The sequence below is a fragment of the Pseudomonas segetis genome, assembly GCF_900188155.1.
In the GTDB taxonomy this organism is placed as follows: Bacteria; Pseudomonadota; Gammaproteobacteria; order Pseudomonadales; family Pseudomonadaceae; genus Aquipseudomonas; species Aquipseudomonas segetis.
The window spans coordinates 526516-546055 of record NZ_FZOG01000003.1; the positions used below are offsets into that span (position 1 = coordinate 526516).

The 19540-nt window shown below is 57.5% G+C and carries 17 protein-coding genes; 4 read left to right on the forward strand and 13 right to left on the reverse strand.

Annotation, left to right across the window (positions count from 1 at the left end):
* Nucleotides 1-41: 41 nt before the first annotated feature.
* From CHB79_RS13655 to doeA, 6 genes are all read right to left on the reverse strand, one after another.
* Nucleotides 42-1448, reverse strand: a complete 1407-nt coding sequence (locus tag CHB79_RS13655) for an aspartate aminotransferase family protein (RefSeq protein ID WP_089360307.1) — start codon at nucleotides 1446-1448, stop codon at nucleotides 42-44.
* A 47-nt stretch (nucleotides 1449-1495) separates the two neighbouring features.
* A complete protein-coding gene (locus CHB79_RS13660) occupies nucleotides 1496-2968 on the reverse strand; it encodes an NAD-dependent succinate-semialdehyde dehydrogenase (protein ID WP_245851476.1) in 1473 nt (490 codons plus the stop codon).
* 184 nt (nucleotides 2969-3152) lie between these two features.
* Entirely contained in the window at nucleotides 3153-3629 is a 477-nt protein-coding gene (locus CHB79_RS13665; RefSeq protein WP_089360309.1) for an Lrp/AsnC family transcriptional regulator, read from the reverse strand.
* 127 nt (nucleotides 3630-3756) lie between these two features.
* Nucleotides 3757-4791: a TRAP transporter substrate-binding protein gene (locus tag CHB79_RS13670; protein ID WP_010489465.1), complete on the reverse strand. Its 1035-nt coding sequence runs from the start codon at nucleotides 4789-4791 to the stop codon at nucleotides 3757-3759.
* Between the two features lie 39 nt (nucleotides 4792-4830).
* Nucleotides 4831-5889: a N(2)-acetyl-L-2,4-diaminobutanoate deacetylase DoeB gene (doeB, locus tag CHB79_RS13675; protein ID WP_089360377.1), complete on the reverse strand. Its 1059-nt coding sequence runs from the start codon at nucleotides 5887-5889 to the stop codon at nucleotides 4831-4833.
* 16 nt (nucleotides 5890-5905) lie between these two features.
* Nucleotides 5906-7093, reverse strand: coding sequence for an ectoine hydrolase DoeA (doeA, locus tag CHB79_RS13680; RefSeq protein WP_010489469.1), 1188 nt, complete (start codon nucleotides 7091-7093; stop codon nucleotides 5906-5908).
* Nucleotides 7094-7361: 268 nt separating this feature from the next.
* On the opposite strand from doeA, the gene ehuR reads away from it, so the two are divergent.
* From ehuR to CHB79_RS13695, 3 genes are all read left to right on the forward strand, one after another.
* Nucleotides 7362-8762, forward strand: a complete 1401-nt coding sequence (gene ehuR, locus CHB79_RS13685; protein ID WP_089360310.1) for a MocR-like ectoine utilization transcription factor EhuR — start codon at nucleotides 7362-7364, stop codon at nucleotides 8760-8762.
* 146 nt (nucleotides 8763-8908) lie between these two features.
* Nucleotides 8909-9445 (forward strand): TRAP transporter small permease, encoded by a 537-nt coding sequence (locus CHB79_RS13690; protein ID WP_010489475.1) that lies wholly within the window; start codon nucleotides 8909-8911, stop codon nucleotides 9443-9445.
* Between the two features lie 16 nt (nucleotides 9446-9461).
* Complete coding sequence (locus CHB79_RS13695) at nucleotides 9462-10739, forward strand: TRAP transporter large permease (protein WP_089360378.1); 1278 nt, start codon at nucleotides 9462-9464, stop codon at nucleotides 10737-10739.
* Between the two features lie 137 nt (nucleotides 10740-10876).
* Here the strand turns inward: CHB79_RS13695 and ggt are convergent, their stop codons facing one another.
* The 6 genes from ggt to CHB79_RS13725 form a co-directional block, all read right to left on the reverse strand.
* On the reverse strand, nucleotides 10877-12571 hold the full coding sequence (gene ggt, locus CHB79_RS13700) for a gamma-glutamyltransferase (protein WP_089360379.1): 1695 nt from the start codon (nucleotides 12569-12571) through the stop codon (nucleotides 10877-10879).
* Nucleotides 12572-12674: 103 nt separating this feature from the next.
* Nucleotides 12675-12926 (reverse strand): YfhL family 4Fe-4S dicluster ferredoxin, encoded by a 252-nt coding sequence (locus CHB79_RS13705; RefSeq protein ID WP_010489479.1) that lies wholly within the window; start codon nucleotides 12924-12926, stop codon nucleotides 12675-12677.
* 164 nt (nucleotides 12927-13090) lie between these two features.
* Nucleotides 13091-13570: a pantetheine-phosphate adenylyltransferase gene (gene coaD, locus CHB79_RS13710; RefSeq protein WP_010489480.1), complete on the reverse strand. Its 480-nt coding sequence runs from the start codon at nucleotides 13568-13570 to the stop codon at nucleotides 13091-13093.
* 153 nt (nucleotides 13571-13723) lie between these two features.
* Nucleotides 13724-15319, reverse strand: coding sequence for a GMC family oxidoreductase (locus CHB79_RS13715; protein WP_089360311.1), 1596 nt, complete (start codon nucleotides 15317-15319; stop codon nucleotides 13724-13726).
* A gap of 51 nt (nucleotides 15320-15370) precedes the next feature.
* Nucleotides 15371-15916 carry a twin-arginine translocation pathway signal protein gene (locus tag CHB79_RS13720; protein WP_089360312.1) on the reverse strand — a complete coding sequence of 182 codons (546 nt, stop codon included), beginning with the start codon at nucleotides 15914-15916 and terminating at the stop codon, nucleotides 15371-15373.
* 209 nt (nucleotides 15917-16125) lie between these two features.
* A complete protein-coding gene (locus tag CHB79_RS13725) occupies nucleotides 16126-17556 on the reverse strand; it encodes a coniferyl aldehyde dehydrogenase (protein ID WP_010489483.1) in 1431 nt (476 codons plus the stop codon).
* A gap of 314 nt (nucleotides 17557-17870) precedes the next feature.
* On the opposite strand from CHB79_RS13725, the gene CHB79_RS13730 reads away from it, so the two are divergent.
* Entirely contained in the window at nucleotides 17871-18530 is a 660-nt protein-coding gene (locus CHB79_RS13730; RefSeq protein ID WP_089360313.1) for a TetR/AcrR family transcriptional regulator, read from the forward strand.
* Nucleotides 18531-18533: 3 nt separating this feature from the next.
* Here CHB79_RS13730 and CHB79_RS13735 read toward each other — a convergent pair whose 3' ends face one another.
* Nucleotides 18534-19526 (reverse strand): hydrolase, encoded by a 993-nt coding sequence (locus CHB79_RS13735; RefSeq protein ID WP_089360314.1) that lies wholly within the window; start codon nucleotides 19524-19526, stop codon nucleotides 18534-18536.
* Nucleotides 19527-19540: the final 14 nt, after the last annotated feature.

A 19540-nucleotide genomic window follows, 5' to 3' on the forward strand; every position in this document is an offset into this window, starting at 1 on the left:
GGCCGGAGGCTGATCGCGTCCGGCCGGGGTTCTGGCAGTTGTTACTTGGCTTGCCAGTCGCCGCTGCTGATCAACTTGTCGGTGACCTTGTTCACTGCGCGCTCGGCGCGGGCGACTATGTCATCGACTTCATCACGGCTGACGACCAGCGGCGGGGCGAAGCCAAGAATATCGCCGTGGGGCATGGCGCGGGCGATCAGGCCTTCTTCCAGACAGGCAGCGGAGATCTGTGCGCCCACCTTCAGGTTCGGGTCGAAGTGCTGGCGCTTGCTGCGGTCGCTGGAGAACTCCAATGCAGCCAGCAGGCCAATGCCTCGTGCCTCACCGACCAACGGATGATCACCAAAGGTTTGCTGCATGCGTTGTTGCAGGTAAGCGCCGGTATCGCGGGCGTTACCTGTGAGGTTTTCACGCTCGATGATGTTCAGGTTGGCGATTGCCGAGGCGATCCCCATCGGGTGGCCGGAGTAGGTGTAGCCATGGCCGATGGCGCCGTAGGTGTCGGTGCCTTGTTCAAGCACCTGCCACACGCGTTCGCCGACTATCACCCCGGAAAGCGGCTGGTAGGCCGAGGTCAGGCCCTTGGCCACGGTGATCAGGTCGGGCTGCATTTCATAGTATTGCGAGCCGAAGTCCACACCCAGGCGTCCAAAGCCACAGACCACTTCGTCGGCGATCAGCAGAATGTCGTATTTATCCAGCACCTTGCGAATTTCAGTCCAATAGCCCTTTGGCGGTGGCACGATACCGCCGGTGCCGAGCACTGGTTCGCCGATCATCGCCGCCACGGTGTCCGGGCCTTCGGCAAGGATCATTTGTTCAAGTTTCTGTGCGCAGTAAACCGAGAACTCCTGCTCGCTCATGGCGTCATCCTCGCGGCGATAGTAAACCGGCGCGACAGTGTGCTTGATGCGTTCAAGGGGCAGGTCGAAGTGGGCGTGGAAGACCGGCAGGCCAGTCATTGAGCCGGATGCGATGCTCGAACCGTGATAACCACGATCACGGGAGATAACTTTCTTTTTATCCTTGCGACCGAGGATGTTGTTGTAGTACCAGACCAACTTGAGCTGGGTTTCGTTGGCATCCGAACCGGACATGCCGTAATAGACCTTGCTCATGCCCTGGCCGGCGAGCTTGACGATGCGTTCCGACAGCTGTGCCATGCCTTCAGTCGTGTGGCCAACATAGGTGTGGTAATAGGCCAGCTGCTTGGCCTGCTCGTAAATGGCCTCGGCCATTTCAGTGCGGCCATAGCCGATGTTGACGCAATACAGGCCGGCAAAGCCGTCGATAAATTCGTTGCCGAGCGAGTCCTGAATACGGATGCCCTGGGCGCCGGTGATGATGCGCGCCGGGCTTTCACCATGGGCATGCTGCTTGAGGTGAGTCGAGGCGTGGAAGACGTTCTGGCGATCAATCTCGATGATTTTCTGGGTGTCGAGGGTCATGATTATGTCCTTGGTTGATAGGTTGGCGCTCAATTGACCGAACGCAATTAGGAACCGCTGACACTGGGCAAGTTACCCAGGCAGTAGTATTTGATCTGGGTGTATTCATCCAGGCCGTGGCTCGAACCTTCGCGGCCCAGCCCTGACTGCTTGACGCCGCCGAATGGCACCGGTGGGCCGGTCATCTTCACCGAGTTGACGCTGACCATGCCGAACTCTAAAGCGCGCAACAGTTGCCAGATCTGGCGGATGTCGTAGCCGTATATATAGGCGGCCAGGCCGTACTCGGTGTCGTTGGCCTGGGTGATCAATTGCTCGATGTCGTCCCAGGGCAGCACGCCCGCAACAGGTGCAAAATTCTCTTCGCGGTACAGGCGCATTTCAGGAGTGACATCGGCCAGCAGGGTCGGTACGAAGAAGTTGCGTCCGGGCGCCTGATCCTGGTCGCCAACGAGCAGGCGCGCGCCTTTGGCCATGGCATCCTCGACCAGCTCCTGGGCCTTGCTAACGGCCTTCTGGTTGATCAGCGGGCCTTGATTGACGCCTCGAACCAGGCCGTTGCCTAGCGTCAGCTCGCCCATGCGCCGGGCGAAGCTTTCAAGGAATGGCTGGTATAGCGAGCGGTGCACGAAGATGCGGTTAGCGGCGAGGCAATCCTGGCCGGTGGTCTGGAATTTTGCATCGATGGCGGCCTGGGCAGCCTGCTCCACATCCATATCGGGCAATACGATAAAGGGGGCGTTGCCACCGAGTTCCATGGAGCATTTCTTCACCGTCGCCGCGGAGTGTTCCAGCAGCAGGCGACCCACGCGGGTCGAGCCGGTGAAGGACAAGGCTTTGACCTTGTCACTGGCGCATAGCACCTTTGAAACCATTTCGGGTTCGCCGACTATGACGTTGAATACACCCGCCGGAAATCCTGCGCGTTCAGCCAGTTCGGCCAGGGCCAGGGCCGAGAAGGGCGTTTCTCCCGCCGGCTTGACCAGCACGGTACAGCCGGCGGCCAATGCTGCAGCGGCTTTGCGTGTGATCATCGCACAGGGAAAATTCCAGGGCGTGATCAGTGCGGCGACGCCGATGGGCTCGCGGACGCTGCCGAGTTGCGCATTGTTGATATGGCTCGGAATGGTTTCGCCATAACTGCGGCGTGCCTCTTCTGCAAACCAGGGAATAAACGAGGCCGCATAGTCGATCTCGCCCAGGGCCTCGAACAATGGCTTGCCTTGCTCCAGCGTCATGAGCCGGGCCAGATCCTGTTTATGTTCGAGCAGCAGGTCGTGCCATTTCTTGAGGATCTGGCCACGGGCTTCAAGTGACATCGCCCGCCAGGCAGGAAATGCTTTGTTGGCGGCCTCGATGGCTTGCACGACCTGAGGCTCGTCGAGTTGGGTGCAGCGACCAATGATTTCTTCTGTTGCGGGGTTGATCACCGCTTCATCGCGCCCGGATGTGCCTGCGGTCCATTTGCCATTGATATAGGCCAACTGGCGAATCAAGCGTGGATCTTCGAAATTGTGCATGCGCTGCATCCTCTCTACTGGCCTGTTCTGGTGTCATTCAGTCCAGGGCGTGGTGCGTTGTTATGGCTTCCACTTTAGGAGGTATTGGCGGTTGGTTTTTTCTCTTTGCAGGGGTTGTGCCCGAGGTTTTTTTGCTTTGCCGGTGCCTAATCGGGTGTTTTTTTGGCTGGCACAAAACAGCGGCTCAAGTCGGCTCGTTGTCTATATCCAACGGTGGTTCGCACTGCTTGATGGTTTTGGTCACTATGTAGGTGAAGTAGCGCTCAATGCCCAGGTCAGCCATTAGCCAGCGATCGATCAAACGCTGGTATTGGTCAATGTCGCGGGCCATGACCTTGATGATGTAGTCAATGCCGCCGCCTGTGGCATAGCACTCGGTGACTTCGGCGCATTCGTTGATGGCGCGCTCGAAACGCTGGAAGGCTTCCCGGTTGTGCTGCTTGAGACTGATCTCGACCAGCACCGGCGCACGCTTGACCAGCACTTCGGGGTTCAATTGAGCGCTATAGCCACGAATAATCCTGGCTTCTTCAAGACGTTTGACCCGCTCCCAGCAAGGGCTGACCGACAGGTTGATCGCTTCAGCCAAGCTGGATTTCGTAATGCGGCCATTGCTCTGCAGGATCTGCAGAATCTTCAGGTCGTAACTGTCCAGACGCATGCTTGTGCTCCGGCGCAGAGCACCTGCGCTCCTGATGTAGACAGGCCGACGAGGGGCTCGTCGGCCAGAGTAGCGCTGGAAAAGTCATGCGAATGCAGTGCTTTCCAGCGGCGCTCTTGTGGGTTACCTACTGGTTTTCCAGGTCGGCAATTTCTTTCTGCAAGGCTTTAAGCGTTTTGCCTGCATCCTCGCCAGCCAGTTCGACCAGCTTGTCGCGCAGTGGCAGGCTCGCCTTGCGGAATACTTCTTTCTCTTCCGGCGTCAGGTGCACGATCTTGATGCTCGGCTTGGCTTTCTTGATCTTTTCCAGGCGGGTCTTACTGTACTCTTCCTGGGTATCGAAGATGTATGGGCCGAGTTCGGCAACGGTTTCATCGATAATCTTTTTCTCATCATCGGGCAGGCCCTGATACCAGGATTCGTTCGACAGAACGGCCACGGTGAACTGCTGCTGGCCCGACCAGGTCAGCACATCGTTGACCTCGTAGAACTTCATCTCTTCAATGGCGAAGATTGGGTTTTCCTGGCCGTCGACCATCTTCAATTGCAGTGCGCCATAGACTTCCGAGTAGGGAAGTGGCGTGGGTACGGCGCCGAAGGCCTTGTAGGCCTCAACCAGCATGGGCGAGGCCATGACGCGCATCTTTACGTTTTCGAAATCCGCAGGCTTGTGGATTTCCTTGTTGGTGGTCCAGACCATTTCGCCTTCTGGGTACATGCTCAGCAGTCGCAGGTTGCGCGTCCTGAGCTTGTCAGCCATTGGGCCGTAGATGGTCGGGCTTTCAGTCAGCACCTTGAGGTTGACCTTGTTGTCTTGCGACAACAGGTAAGGCACAGAGAACACCTGCATGGATGGCGCGGTGGAACCGAGAATCCCGGTTGAGCCGTGAGTGAACTGAATAACGCCATTGGCCACCAGTTCGGTCAGGTCTTCCGATTCGCCCAGTGAGCCGTAGGGGTAAACCGTGACAGTGATTTTTCCGCCACTTTTTTCCTCGACCAGTTGTTTGAATTTCTGCGCATAGGCGTCTTGTACGCTGCCGCTGATCTCTTCGAGTGCAAACTTCCATTCCTCTGCCGCCGCAAGGCCCGCCTGCCCCGCCAGAACCAAGCCCATGGCGGCTGCCATGGCTGCTTTTTTCAGGGTGCTGAACTTTCTCATGGTGCTTTCTCCATTCTTCTTTTTAAGTGCAGGTTGTTGTCAGTTTTCCACTATGTCGGCAATCACTGCGAGGGTATCGCCTATGTCCACCAGCGCCGGAAAGCGCCTGGCAACCAGCAAGCCATCGCGCTCGGCGTGATACTCGACTGCTGGCGTGCCTGTGCGTTCGAATGCATGTACTCGGGCGACCAGGTCGCCACGGCGAACGCGGTCGCCAATGCTCAGGTTGAGTTCGAGAATGCCGCGATGCAGGCTTTGTACGTAGCAGCTTGCATCAGGCATATCCAATAACACCTGTGGTTCGTCCGCAGGCTCAAGCTGGCCTTGGGTAATACCAGCAAACCTGAGGAAGTTACGCACGCCACGATCCGCCAGCGCCATGGTTTTCGGGGTGCTGGTGCCGCCGCCGCCCAGTTCGGTGGTGACGAACACCTTGCCTTGGGCTTCGACTGCGGTGTCGTACAAGGAGGCTGCGTCCAACTCAAACAGAATCATGCTTGCCGCAGTGCCGAACGCCTGGGCGCCTGCAATGCACTTGGCCTCTTGTTCGGGGTCCTGCAAGCGATGGGCCGCTGCAAAAGGCAGGATATCGAGGGTTTTGCCACCGGAATGGATATCCAGCGCGTAGTCGCACAGCGGAATCAAGGTGCGCTGGAAGTAGTCGGCAATGCGCTCGGTCATGCTGCCATAAGGATTGCCGGGGAAGGATCGATTCATATTGCCTTTGTCGATCGGTGAGGTACGGCTGGCATTTTGAACTGCAGGGTAGTTCATGGCCGGGACGATAATCACCCGGCCTTGCACGTCTCCGGCGCGCAGTTCACTGGCCAGCTTGAGCAAGGCGGTGATGCCTTCGTATTCATCGCCATGGTTGCCCCCGGTCATCAGCGCGGTCGGGCCATTGCCGTTCTTTACCACGGTAATCGGAATCATGATGCAGCCCCACGCCGACAAATCGTGGGAGTAGGGCAGCTTGAGAAAACCGTGCTGTACGCCGTCCTGGTCAAAATCAACGGTCACGCTGATGGTGCTTGCCGCGAGGGTTTTGGCGCCTGGCGTTCGGGTCGTCTGCAACTCAGCTTCGGGTGAAATGTTCATTGCCGCAATACTCATCTCAGGCCTTCACAAACAATTGACGTGAATAATCGCAAAGGGGGTCGGCACCGGTTTCGGTAATCAGAATGCTTTCGGTGGTTTCCAGCCCCCAGTCGTCGAGCCACAGGCCAGGCATGAAGTGAAAGGTCATGCCCGGTTGCAACACCGTGGTGTCGCTTTCACGCAAGCTCATGGTGCGCTCGCCCCAGTCTGGCGGATAACTCAGGCCGATCGGGTAGCCGCAGCGGTTGTCGCCACGGTCATAACCGTAACGGCGCAGGGTGCTGTTTAGTTCGCGGGCGATGTCGCCGCAGGTATTGCCGGGTTTTGCAACCGCAAGACCGGCTTGCAGCCCTGCATTGATGGCTTCTTCCGCCTTGCGAAATGCGGCAGAGGGTTCGCCCAGGTAAACCGTGCGAGACAACGGGCAGTGGTAGCGCTTGTGACAGCCGGCAATCTCGAAGAATGTGCCTTCGCCCTTTATAAAGGGGCGGTCATCCCAGGTCAGGTGCGGTGCCGAGGCATCTTTGCCTGACGGCAGCATTGGCACTATTGCCGGATAGTCACCGAATTTGCCGTCGTGGCCGGCACAGGCCACGCGGTAGATTTCACCCACCAGAATGTTTTTTGGCAGGCCGGGTTCGATCATTTCGAAGATGGCCCGGTGCATGTTTTCAACAATGCGCGCGGCCACGCTCATGTATTCGATTTCCTGGGCAGACTTGATTGCCCGGCACCAGTTGACCAGTCCTGTGCTGTCGACCAGCTGTGCCTTGGGCAAGCCGCGCTGCAGCGCCTGATGGGAGGTGGCGCTGTAGTAATAGTTATCCATTTCCACGCCGATCACGCCGCTGGTCCAGCCGCGAGCGGGCAGCACCTGCTCACACAGGTAGTCGAGCGCGTGATGTGGCGGGTTCATCACATAGTTGTCGCTGTAGGAGGCGATGTTTTCTTCAGCCAGGTAAACCGTGCGCCGAGCACCATTGGCGTCAATCCCCCGGCCGAACCACAGCGGCTCTCCTTGCTCGCCCACCACCACGCACTGCGGTGTGTAGAACGACCAGCCGTCATAGCCGGTGAGCCAGGCCATGTTTGATGGATCATGCACAATCAAGGTCGTGATCCCTTTGGCGACCATTGCGGCGCGCACCTTGGCCAGACGCTGGGCGTACTCGGCACGGCTGAAATTCAATGCAATTTCACTCATGACAGCATCTCGATAACGAACGCAAGCGCATTCAGAACTCAATCAGCCCGCTGGCAGTGTCAGGCGGGCACCTGTGCTGCGACCCACTGGCATGCGCATTTGCGCAGTTTCATGGATCTTCCCCGGGCGCTCAGCTTGGATTAGTTATGAGCGCTTGCTGGAGAAATTGTACTGAAGCCTGCTAAAGTAACCGTGACAAATGCAGGTCAATACGTTTAGAGATCAATATCATGACCATTACAATTATCGTCAAGGGATTTATTGACCTATGACAATTGACCTAATTCCATTTATGCGCCCTGGCCAGCCTAAATACCTGGCCATCGGCAATGCGCTGACCGAAGCAATCAACACAGGCGCATTGCTGCCTGGCAGCAAGTTGCCAACTCATCGCGAGTTGGCCGATACGCTTGGCGTCAGTGTGCAAACCGTCAGCAATGCCTACGCACATGCCGAAAAGCAGGGCGCTATTTATGCGCAAGTCGGCAGTGGCACCTTTGTTCGTAGCCGACATATCAGTCATGAGTCGGATTACCTTTCGACCGATGAACATGATGACCCGAGTCGTGGCATCGACCTGTCCACGGCCCATCCGGTGTGCACCCCGCGGCACGTCAAGCTGTATCGCGAAAGCCTTGAGCGCCTGGCCCGTGAGGGGCGCGATGACTTCATTACTTCATTCCACCCGACCCAGGGCCTGACCCAGCATCGCGAGGTGGTCTGTGGCTGGATGGCGCAGCAGAAGCTACCGGTCAACCCGGACAACATGCTGTTCTGCAATGGCGCAGCCCACGCCCTGACGATTGCCATGGCAACCTTGCTCAAGCCCGGAGATACCGTACTTTGCGAGCATGAAACCGGCATGTTGCTGATGGCGTTGGCGCAGACCCTGCACTTCAAGCTCAAGGGGTTGGCAACCGATGAGCAAGGGCTTTTGCCTGATGCGCTGGAGGCGGCCTGCAAGCAAGGAGGCGCGCGCGTGCTGTTCTGTACGCCGACAATGAACAATCCAACCACCGACACCATGGGGCTTGAGCGGCGCCAGGCCATTGCGGAGCTGGCGCGCAAATACGACCTCACAGTGGTTGAGGATGATGTCTACGGCGCCTTGCAGCCTGACCGTCATCCGCCGTTGTCGGCTTTTATTCCAGAGCGCAGTTTCTATGCGACCAGCCTGACCAAGATATCCCTGCCCGGTATGCGCGCCGGTTACCTGGTGACTCCGCCCAATATGGTCCAGCAAGCGATCGGGCGGTTGCGCAGTACCACCTGGATGGCGACCCTGGTGCCTTTCGAGATTGCCAGTTGGTGGATGCAGGATGGCACTCTGGATCGCATGATCAGCTTCCAGCAGCAGGAGTTTGCCGTGCGCCAGGCCATGGCTCGTGAACACTTGACGGCCTGTCAGTTCAAGGCCGACCCCAATGGTATGCATATCTGGGCTGAACTGCCGGGGCATTGGTCGCCAGAGAAGTTTGCACGGCGTGCGCGGCAGGAAGGCGTGATGATTTTTCCAGCAGAGCCCTTTCTCGCCGCTGTCGATCGAACCAACCAGCACATCCGCATCAGCCTGGGGGCCGAGCAGAGCCGCTCACGAATAGAGACGGGGCTGACCACCTTGAACGGCCTGGTGCTTGAAACGCCTCCGCCCATGCATTTTGTGTTCTAAAACAGCGCAAAATCATTACATGTGCTCGATTATTGAGCATTTGTAATGATTCAAATAAATAATTGACATGGTTTTTTGTCGGCGATAAGGTTTGGCCTCCACAACAAGAACAGTGTCCGCTCGTACGAGCCGGACTGGAGGTCGCTATGGCTTGGCTGCGTAAGTTGGATTGGATGCTGGAGAAGCTTGAGGCCTTCATCCTCGCAAGCGGCATCTTGCTCATGGCGCTCAACTCGGTCAGCAACGTATTCGGGCGCTACCTGTTCAACCAGAGCATCTACTTTTCCGAAGAGCTCAACCAGTTCCTGATCATCTTTGTCACGTTCGTTGGCTGTAGCTATGCCGCGCGACATAGCCGACATATCAGCATGAGTGCCTTTATCGAGCACCTCACCGGCAAGCCTGCAGCGCTAACCCTGTTGATCATCAATACTGTCACCGCCGCCTTGATGCTTTGGCTGACATGGGCATCGGTGGGCTATGTGGAGTCGGCAGCACGCATAGGGCGTTCATCGTCAGCGCTGCAAGTGCCGCTGCATTACATCTACCTGGTGATTCCATTGGGGCTGGGCATGACTGGTTTGCAGTTCGTACGCCACGCCTTTGTCCAGTTGCAGGTGTTGCTGGGCCTTCGTGAGGCCCCGGCATTGCACGTCGACGCCACCATTCCTACGCAGCATTGAGCCCACACCCATGGATATGACGACCACGCTATTGATCATCATGCTGGTATTGCTGCTGTGTGGCTTTCCGATGATGACGACCCTACTGGCTGCATCTGCGGCGGGCTTTACCCTGTTTTTCACCATGGGTCCGGAGTTTATCGTCCAGCAGATGATTGCCGGTATACGCCCGGCCGCCCTGGTGGCGGTTCCGATGTTTATCCTGGCGGCGGATATCATTACGCGTGGCGCTACGGCAAATCGCTTGCTTGATGTGGCCATGGCCTTTGTCGGGCATGTGCGTGGCGGCATGGCTGTGACCACGGCCCTGAGTTGCGCGCTGTTTGGCGCGTTGTCGGGCTCGACCCAGGCGACCGTGGTGGGGGTGGGCAGCATCATGCGCCCCAAGATGCTGCAGCAAGGCTACAAGGATAGCTTTGCCATGGCCCTGATCATCAATGCCTCGGACATTGCGCTGTTGATTCCACCTAGCATCGGCATGATCATTTACGGCGTGGTCTCGGGCACCTCGGTTGCAGAGTTGTTTATCGCCGGCATAGGCCCTGGCTTGCTGCTGATGTGCCTGCTTTGCGGCTATTGCTACATCTATGCGCGCATTACCGGTATTCCTTCCGGTGAGAAATTTACCTGGATGCAGCGTTTGGTCACGTGCCGTCGCGCGATATTACCCTTGCTGCTGCCAGTGATGACCATAGGCGGTATTTACACCGGGGTGTTCAGCCCGACTGAAGCGGCAGCTGTTTCGGTGCTCTATGCGCTCATCCTTGAAGTGCTTATCTTTCGTCGGGTAAAGCTCAAAGAGTTGTCATCGATTGCCCTGTCCACAGGCCTGATTACCGCTGTGGTATTTATTCTGGTGGCAGCCGGGTCGGCGTTTTCCTGGGTGATCTCGTTTGCCCAGATACCCCAGCAGATCCTCAGCGGTATCGGCATCATGAGTGCATCGCCGACGGAGTTGCTGGTGATCATTTCGATCGCATTCTTTATCGGCTGCATGTTTGTCGACCCTATCGTGGTCATGCTGATTCTTGTCCCAATATTTGCCCCTGCGGTGCGCATGTCTGGCCTCGATCCGGTGCTGGTCGGTACCATCATTACCTTGCAGGCTGCCATTGGGTCGGCCACGCCACCATTTGGCTGCGATATCTTCACGGCCATTGCGGTATTCAGACGGCCTTATTTCGAGGTTATCCGGGGCAGCTTGCCGTTCTTCGCGATTCTGTTGCTGATGTCGGTATTGCTGATCATGTTCCCGCCCATCACCTTGTTCCTGCGCGACCTGGCATTCCGCTAGAGCGCAAGCTGTGGGGTGAGACAAGGCTAAGCTTGTCTAGCAAGGGCTTGCGGGTAGTCAGCTCAGTTGTTTGCAGCCGCAAATGGTGGGTGAAAAAAGCGCCACCCACCCTGGGGTGATCGGCGTGGATGCCCGCGTTATTCAGGCTTGGCGCCTGCCTGTTTTTTGATGACCTGTGCGGTGCCAATGCCGCGCGGGTCGCTGGCCGCCTCTACAAGGTTGTTCTGCTTGTGCCAGAACAACACCTGTTGATTGCCGTACTGGCGGTTCAGTGCTTTGAGTTGATAGCCGCGAGCCTTCAAGTCGACGATTTGCTTGGTGCTGAAGGTATTTGGCTCATGCTCGATCACATCAGGCAGGTACTGGTGGTGATAGCGCGCCACGCTCGGCCAACTGGCAATAGGTTGCCCGTCCAGGTACTGCAAGATAGCGAGCAGCACCATGCTCGGAATGCGGCTGCCGCCCGGCGTGCCGAAGCTGGCGAAGTCTTCTTGGCTCTCGATAAAGGTCGGGCTCATGCTTGATAGCGGACGCTTGCCCGCATCCACTGCATTGGCGCGACTTCCGGTCAGTCCGTAGGCGTTTGCCCCCTCGATGTCAGCGGCAAAATCGTCCATTTCATCATTGAGCAATACGCCGGTCCCGGGAGCGACGAAGGCCGCGCCAAAAGGCAGGTTGATCGACAAGGTGGCAGAAACTGCGTTGCCATCGGCATCGAGCACGGTGAAGTGGGTGGTGTGATTGCCTTCATGCAGCTTACCAGCCGGGGGCAGGCTCGAACTTGGGGTGGCGCGTTGTGGGTCGATACTTTGTGCGAGTTGTTTCAGGTAAGCGCGGTCGAGCAATTGTGGGGCAGGGTTGCTGATAAAGTCGGGGTCACCAATCAGGCCGCGATCGCGATAAGCACGGCGCAATGCTTCGACCACATAGTGCGTGCGCTGCACGGGCTCGGCCTTTTGCCACGGCAGTTGCTGCAGCATCGCCAGGCTCTGGGCAATGGCGATGCCGCCAGCTGACGGCGGCGGTGCGCTAATCAGTTCACGACCATTGGCGAGCTGGAAACGCAGCGGGTTGCGCTCAACCACCCTGTATTCGCTGAGGTCGCGCAGGGTCCAGATACCGCCTGCTTTACGTACGCCATCCACCAGTTTGCGAGCGGTTTCGCCGCTATAGAAGCCAGCCTTGCCGTCGCGGGCGATACGTTCGAGCGTGCGCGCCAGGTCGGGTTGGCGCAGCAAGCCAAATTCGTTTGGAATCTCCCCCTTGTGCAGAAAGATCCGCGCGGTTTCCGGGTCGTCACGCATTGCCGCCAGTCGCCAGCGGGCTCGCTCACGGTAGATCCTGTCATAGGAAACACCATCTCGCGCCAGGCGAATCGCCGGTAGCAAGGAGTCTTTCAGGGGCAGTCGGCCGTAGCGTTGGGCCAGTTCAACCAGGGCTGCTGGCAGGCCGGGAATCGCAGCGGCAAGCGGGCCATCGAGTGACAGTTCGGGTTGGATTTTACCCTTGCGCCTATACATGTCCGAATGCGCCGCCAGAGGTGCGCGTTCGCGGGCGTCGAGAAAGCGATAACTGGGTTGCTCACCCGCTTGGCGCAGGAGAAAGAAACCACCGCCACCCAAGCCGGAGCTGTAGGGTTCGACCACCGCGAGTGCAGCGCTGACCGCGACTGCCGCATCGAATGCATTGCCGCCATGGGCCAGGGTTTCTTCGCCGGCAACTGTAGCCGCTGGGTGAGCGCTGGCAACTGCAGCCTGATCTGGACCGGTGGCTGCTTGCAGGCTGAAAGAACCAAGGAGAAGTAGTGCGCAGAGAAATAGCTGTCGAGTCATGGTAACCATCGGTTGTTGTCGCAGCGAGGGTCTGACTGGGGTCCCAGGCATCAATACCTGTGATCAGCCGTTACAGGGCAGGGCGACAAGATACCGCGATTGATCACGCCTTACCGGTAATTATCATGTATTTCTGCATCAGTTCGTCTTTGCTCTCGACGTTGTTTTCGTCGAGCGGAATGCAGTCCACCGGGCATACTTGTTGGCACTGCGGCTCATCGTAATGGCCGACGCATTCGGTACACAAGTTAGGGTCGATAACGTAGATCTCTTCGCCTTGAGAGATCGCAGCGTTCGGGCACTCAGGTTCGCAGACGTCGCAATTGATGCAATCGTCGGTGATGATCAGGGACATGCGGTACGGCTCCTGTCGAGGCGCATAGCGTCGACGATTTCAAACTTCGAGACGTCAATTGTGCCGGATTGTCACGGTGGGCGCCATTGTTCACGCCAAGCCAGTGCTCTTCAGGGCCTCTGGCTTGGACTCTCGGGTCTGCTCAAGTATAGCTGGATGGTGGCTTATTTCTTGAAACGCTGGTTCAGGGCTTCGGCTACGGCTGGATGGACAAACTTGCTGATGTCGCCATCCAGGGCCGCAATCTCGCGAACCAGTGTGGATGAAATGAACGAGTATTTTTCAGATGGCGTCAGAAACAGGCTTTCGACATCCGGCGCCAGCTGGCGATTCATATTGGCCAGTTGGAACTCGTATTCGAAATCCGACACCGCGCGCAGGCCGCGCAGCAGTACATTGGCACCTTGCTCCTTGGCAAAGTGCGCGAGCAGGCTGGAGAAACCCACCACTTCGACATTGGGCAGATGCTTGGTGACTTCCTGCGCGAGAGCAACACGTTGCTCCAGCGGGAACAACGGATTTTTCTTCGGGCTGGCCGCTACCGCAATGATCACGCTGTCGAACAATTTCGAGGCGCGTTCAACCAGATCACCGTGTCCTTTGGTGATGGGGTCGAAGGTGCCCGGGTATAACACTCGATTCATCGTGAAATCCTGGCGAGTCCGTTAGGGACTCGGATGGTAGCGCAGCAGTCCGCAGCGGCCAAGCCTGTGTGCAAGGCACTTGCGATTAAACCCCCGCTTTAGAGGGGGCTGATGCGCTTAAAAACTTTCCGGGGCAATTGCCCCGGTTTGGTCTTATGCGGTTTTCAGGCGTTCGGCAAGCAAGCTGGATAGCTGCGCTGTCAGCCCGTAAACGGACAGCTGTGGGTTGGCGCCAATGCTGGTCGGGAACAGGGAACCGTCGTGAATCGACAAGTTGCCCAGTTGGTGGTGGCGACCCAGGCTGTCGGTTACCGCCAACTTGGCGTCCTCGCCCATTGCGCAACCGCCCATGACATGTGCGCTGCCCAGGCGAGTGCGGTAGAGCTCCATGCTCAGGCTGTCGATCTGGCTGCGCACTTGCGCCAGCGAAGTCGCGGATTTGGCATCTGCGTGCATTGGCAGCACCGACTTTGCCCCGGCCGCAAATTGAATCTCGGCCATGCTATGAAATGCACGGCGAATGCCGTCCCAGGTGTAGTCGGTCATTTTGTAATCGAGCACCGGGCTGCCATCTGCGCGTAACTCCACCGTGCCTTCAGCGCTCTCGGGATGAAAACCGTCACGCATCAACGCCAGCACCATGTTGGTGTGCGGCAGTTGTTCCATGCGCAGGGCATTTTCGACGCCAAACTCGCCCAGCAGCGTGCTGGCCAGTGCCGGGTGCAGCGGCGGTACTTCGAGCTTGTAGGACAGTGGTCCGGCAGTGCCCTGGTTCCACTGGAAATTATCGGAATAAATCGATTGTGGTGCGCCGTAGAACGGATTGATGACTTTTTCAAACAGTGCCGTGGAGAAGTTAACCAGGTGAATAAAGGTTCGCTTGCCAGCGCGCTCATAAGGGTCCGGTGCTTCAGAGCGCATAAGGATCGCCGGGGTGTTGATGCCGCCTCCGGCGAGAATATAGTGGCGCGCCTTGATTTTGATTTTGCGCCCAGTCGGTGCGACACAGCGCTCATCCATCGCGAGGCACTCAAGCGCGCTGACCTGATTGCCGTCATGTATCAGTCGTTCGGCTCGCGCCAGGTAAAGCAGCTCGCCACCTTTTTCCAGCGTGGCCGGGATGGTCGTCACCAGCATTGATTGCTTGGCGTTCGTTGGGCAACCCATGCCGCAATAACCCAGGTTCCAGCAACCACGAACGTTACGCGGGATAACCTTCCAGCTGTAGCCCAGCTTTTCGCAGCCACTGCGAATCACATCATTGTTGGCGTTGGGGTCCATGGCCCACGGGGCAACACCCAGGCGCTGCTCCATCCGCTCGAACCAAGGGGCCATTTCGGCCTCGCTATGGCCTTTTACGTTGTGTTCCTTGGCCCAGTGTTCAAGGGTTTGGTGGGGGGTACGAAAGCTTGATGTCCAGTTGACCAGGGTGGTGCCACCGACTGCCCGGCCTTGCAAAATGGTGATTGCACCATCCTTGCTCATGCGCCCGATCCCTTCCTGGTAGAGCGCCGGGTAGGCTTCGGCCTCCTGCATCTTGAAGTCGCTGCTGGTTTTCAGCGGACCTTCCTCGACCAGCAGGACCTTATAGCCCGCTGCACTGAGGAACTCGGCGCTGGTACCGCCGCCTGCGCCGGTACCGACAATCACTATGTCGGCTTCAAGCGTCAGGTCTTGCTCTAGGCGAGAACCGTTGTAGGTTTTCCAGCCGCGGCTCAGGCCTTCGGCAAAAAGATCAGGTACAGGCATATCAGGCAGCTCTCTGGGTGATTCTTATTAGATGGAGTGACAAGCAATGGGTTAAACGGTCGGTGGCCCTGGATAGCCGCAGCTTGCCCAGGATTCCGGGCGGCTGTACCAGCTCATTTGTACCAGCTTGACCAGCGACTCATGACCCATTTTCAGCAGACCGATGGAGCTGTTCTGCCAGCGGTCCAGAAAGTGGTGAACATCGGCTGCGCTGGCGTTTTCCCAACTGCCCCACACGCCGGTCAGCGGTCCGCGCGTCACTGGCAATGCCAGTACATCGAACAGCTGGATCGTGAGCTTGAGCAGCTCGGGCGAAAGGTGGTCGAGGCTGTTGTCGAGACTTTGCAGCGTACCAGCGACAGCCTGTGGCATTTGCGCAGGAGGGACGGCGCCTTCGATTATTACCGGGATGATTGCAGTGAGCAGCGCTATGTCGGATGTGCGAATAACTTTGAAACCATTGGCGGGCGTGCTGGCCGAGCAACCGCTCAGTGTTGCCGTCAGCCCGGCTGTTGCCAGAAACGCGGTACCGATCAGGCCTGTCTTCAAGAAGCCCCGGCGGCTTATTTCGGCAGTATTGAGGGAATTCATTGTCATTTTTATTGTTACCGTCAGGGTTGCATGCCGCTCACAATGTCGCTGTGAGCGGCGATGGGTTAACAACGCTCTGAAAAACTACTTCGCTAGATATTACTGGGGCAGCCCATGTTGCGGTTTTCACTCGCTGCGCTCGCCTTTCGGACTGTTACTCCCGTTTGGCGCTGTGCCCTGTACTAGCGTCGCTCGCTACCTTTTTCAGAGTGAACTTAACGCACAAATAGCTTGTAAATCATTTTCTGGATCGACTTGCCATAAGGCGGGTAGATGGCTTTTGCGGCATTGAGACGTTGCTTGATCAGCACGCCCTTGGCCTTGCTGAAGGTCAGGAAACCCTCGTGGCCGTGATAATGGCCCATGCCTGAGGGGCCAATACCGCCGAACGGCATGTCGTCCTGGGCGACATGGAGCAGGGTGTCGTTCATGCAGGCTCCACCCGAGTGAGTTTCATGCAGGACGCGCTGTTGTTCGCCCTTGTTGTAGCCAAAGTAGTAAAGAGCCAGTGGGCGCGGACGTTGATTGATGTAGGCGAATGCATCCTCGATGCGCTCATAAGGCACTATTGGCAGCAGCGGGCCGAAGATTTCGTCCTGCATGATGACCATGTCGTCATTCACGTCGAGCAACAGGGTATGCGGCACGCGCCGGCCTTGGGCGCTGGGGTACAGCGGGATCAGCTTGGCGCCTTTGCTTTGCGCGTCGTTGAGGTAGCTGTTCAGGCGGGTTTGTTGGCGCTCATTGATGATCGCGGTGTAGTCGGGGTTGTCTTCGAGCTTTGGATAGAAGCGCAATACCACCTTGCGATAAGCCTCGATGAAGCCATCAATCCGGTCCTTGGGTACCAGTACGTAGTCAGGCGCCACGCAGGTCTGGCCGGCATTCATGGTTTTACCGAAGGCGATGCGCTCGGCTGCATCATCCAGGGGGACGTCATTGGCGATGATGGCAGGTGATTTGCCTCCCAACTCCAGGGTTACCGGGGTCAGGTTTTCAGCGGCGGCGCGCATTACATGCTTACCGATGCTGGTTGCGCCAGTGAACAGCAGGTGATCGAAAGGCAGCTTGGAGAAGGCCATGCCCACCTCGGCCTCACCCAGCGCAACACTGACCAGGTCTTCAGGGAAGATCCGAGCCAGCAGGTCCTTGACCAATTGCGAGGTGACAGGGGTTGATTCGCTCATCTTGATCATCACCCGGTTACCTGCAGCCAGGGCGCCAATCAACGGGCCAAAGGCCAGAAACAGCGGGTAGTTCCAGGGCACTATTACGCCGACCACGCCCAGCGGCTGGTAAATGACCTTGGCCGTTGCTGGCATAAATTGCATGCCGACGCTGCGTCGCGAAGGTTTCATCCACTTTTTGATGCGTTTGGTTGCGTAATGGATGTTGTGCAGGCTGGGCATGATTTCAGCAAGCAGTGTCTCGTCTGCGGAGCGATTGCTGAAGTCCTTTGAGACTGCTGTGATCAGGGCCTGTTGCTCGGTCTTGATCAGGTCACGCAGCGCATTGAGCCACTGGATACGCTGTTCGGCCGGCGGCATGGGATTGCCTTCATAGGCCTTGCGCTGCAGTGCAAGGGTGCTGTCCAACTGGTTAATTTGCTCTTGGTTTTGTTCTAGGTAAGCGACGTTGGCGACCATGATTGAGTTCTCTACGGTTCGGCGTGGACCTTGTTCAGGTAGTAGCACAAGGCTAGGAACCTCTGAAAAACCACTGCGCTCGCTATGCTTTTCAGGGGCCTGAAACTATTGAGTTGAGATTTTTAGAGCAATTACTCTATATTGTCAAATAGCTTACCGCTACTGCACGAGTTTGTAGCTATGTAAAAAGTTGGGTGCTGCCCAGCGGCTTGCCGGTAAACTCCACGTTTGCAGTGCCTGCGGGTACCCGTTGCTCGAACCTTCTTGCTGGTTGAGCATTCAGTCATCGTTAATGCAGTGAGATTTTGTTGCTTATGGCAGCTGTGCCGAAAACCCGTGAACGCATAATCCAGGCTAGCCTAGAGCTGTTTAACAGCCAGGGCGAACGCAGCGTTACGACCAACCATATCGCTGAGTTCATGGGCATTTCACCCGGCAATCTGTATTACCACTTCCGCAATAAGCAGGCGATCATTGCCGAGCTGTTTATCCGTTACGAAACGGATGTGGACAGCTTCTTGCGGCTGCCTGAAGGCCGTGAGCCCAGTCTTGAAGACAAGAATTTCTATCTTGAATCGCTACTTGAAGCGATGTGGCGCTATAGGTTTTTACACCGCGACCTTGAGCACCTGCTCGACAGCGACCCTTTACTGGCTGAACGTTACCGACTGTTTTCCCAGCGTTGCCTGCAGGGAGCGCTGGCGATTTATCAGGGATTCTGCGATGCCGGTATTTTGCTGATGACGGCGGAGCAGGTGGAGGCGCTGACCCTCAATAGCTGGATCATCCTGACCTCCTGGGTGCGCTTTTTGTGCACCTTGCAAGGCACTTCGGGCGATCTCAGTGAGGAGATGCTGCGACGGGGTATTTATCAGGTGATGGCGCTGGAGATAGGTTTTATCGCCCCGCAGGTGCGGGCCGAGGTCGAAGCGCTGCATCAGCGATACTGCGTGCCGCTCCAGGCTTTTGTATAGCCGCTAGCCGCGCCCGGCGTGCTGGCTGAACCATTGCGGGATGCGCCGTTCAAGGTAGTAGCCAGGGCGTTTGGGCGAGCCTTCAATAAAGCCAACATGACCACCCTTGGCGTGCAGTTCGAATTCGATGCACGTGGCCAGCTCATGGGGCTGCGGCAGGCTGTGTTCGAACACGAAGGGGTCGTCCTTGGCCTGGATCAACAGGGTTGGGGTGCTGATTCTTCCGAGAAAATAGCGGCTCGACGAGCGTTTGTAGTAGTCCTGGGCATCACTGAAACCATGGAGCGGGGCGGTGACCTTGCCGTCGAAGTCCCAGAAGGTGCGCAGTCCATCGAGTGGCCCGAGCTTTTCGATTATCGATAGCTGGTCGGCTTGTCCGCTGTGGCTGAACAGGCGTTGCTTGTCTTTGATGTAGGCGACCATCTCACGCATGAAGTGGGCCTGGTACACCTTTGAAAAGCCCATGCCGATGCGATCAGCGCACTGGTCTAGCCGGAAAGGCACCGAAACCGCCACGGCGCCTTGCAACTGGCTGTCTTCGCCGGTTTCACCGAGATATTTGAGCAGGACATTGCCACCCAGTGAGTAGCCTGCGGCATATAGCGGCGCGGTTGGGCGTTGGGCGCGCAGGTGTGCGACAGTTTCAGCCAGGTCTTCGCTGGCACCGGAATGGTAACCACGGGGTAGCAGATTGGGCTCGCCCGAACAGCCTCGCCAGTTCAGGGCAACGCTGGCCCAGCCTTGGGCGGCAAGCGATTGCTGCACGCCCAGGATGTACAGCGAGTTGGAAGAGCCAGTCAAGCCATGCAGCAGCAGGACCAGCGGGGCATCGACCTGGTGCGGGCCGTACCAGTCCATATCCAGGAAATCACCGTCTTCGAGCCACATGCGTTCGCGACGGCGTTCAAGCTTGGGTGGGGTGCGGCACATTGAGTTCCATAGCGTCTGCGAGTGCGCGCCAGGTAGCCACCATGCCGGTTTGAAGGTGTTATTCATGCGTGTTGCCGTGA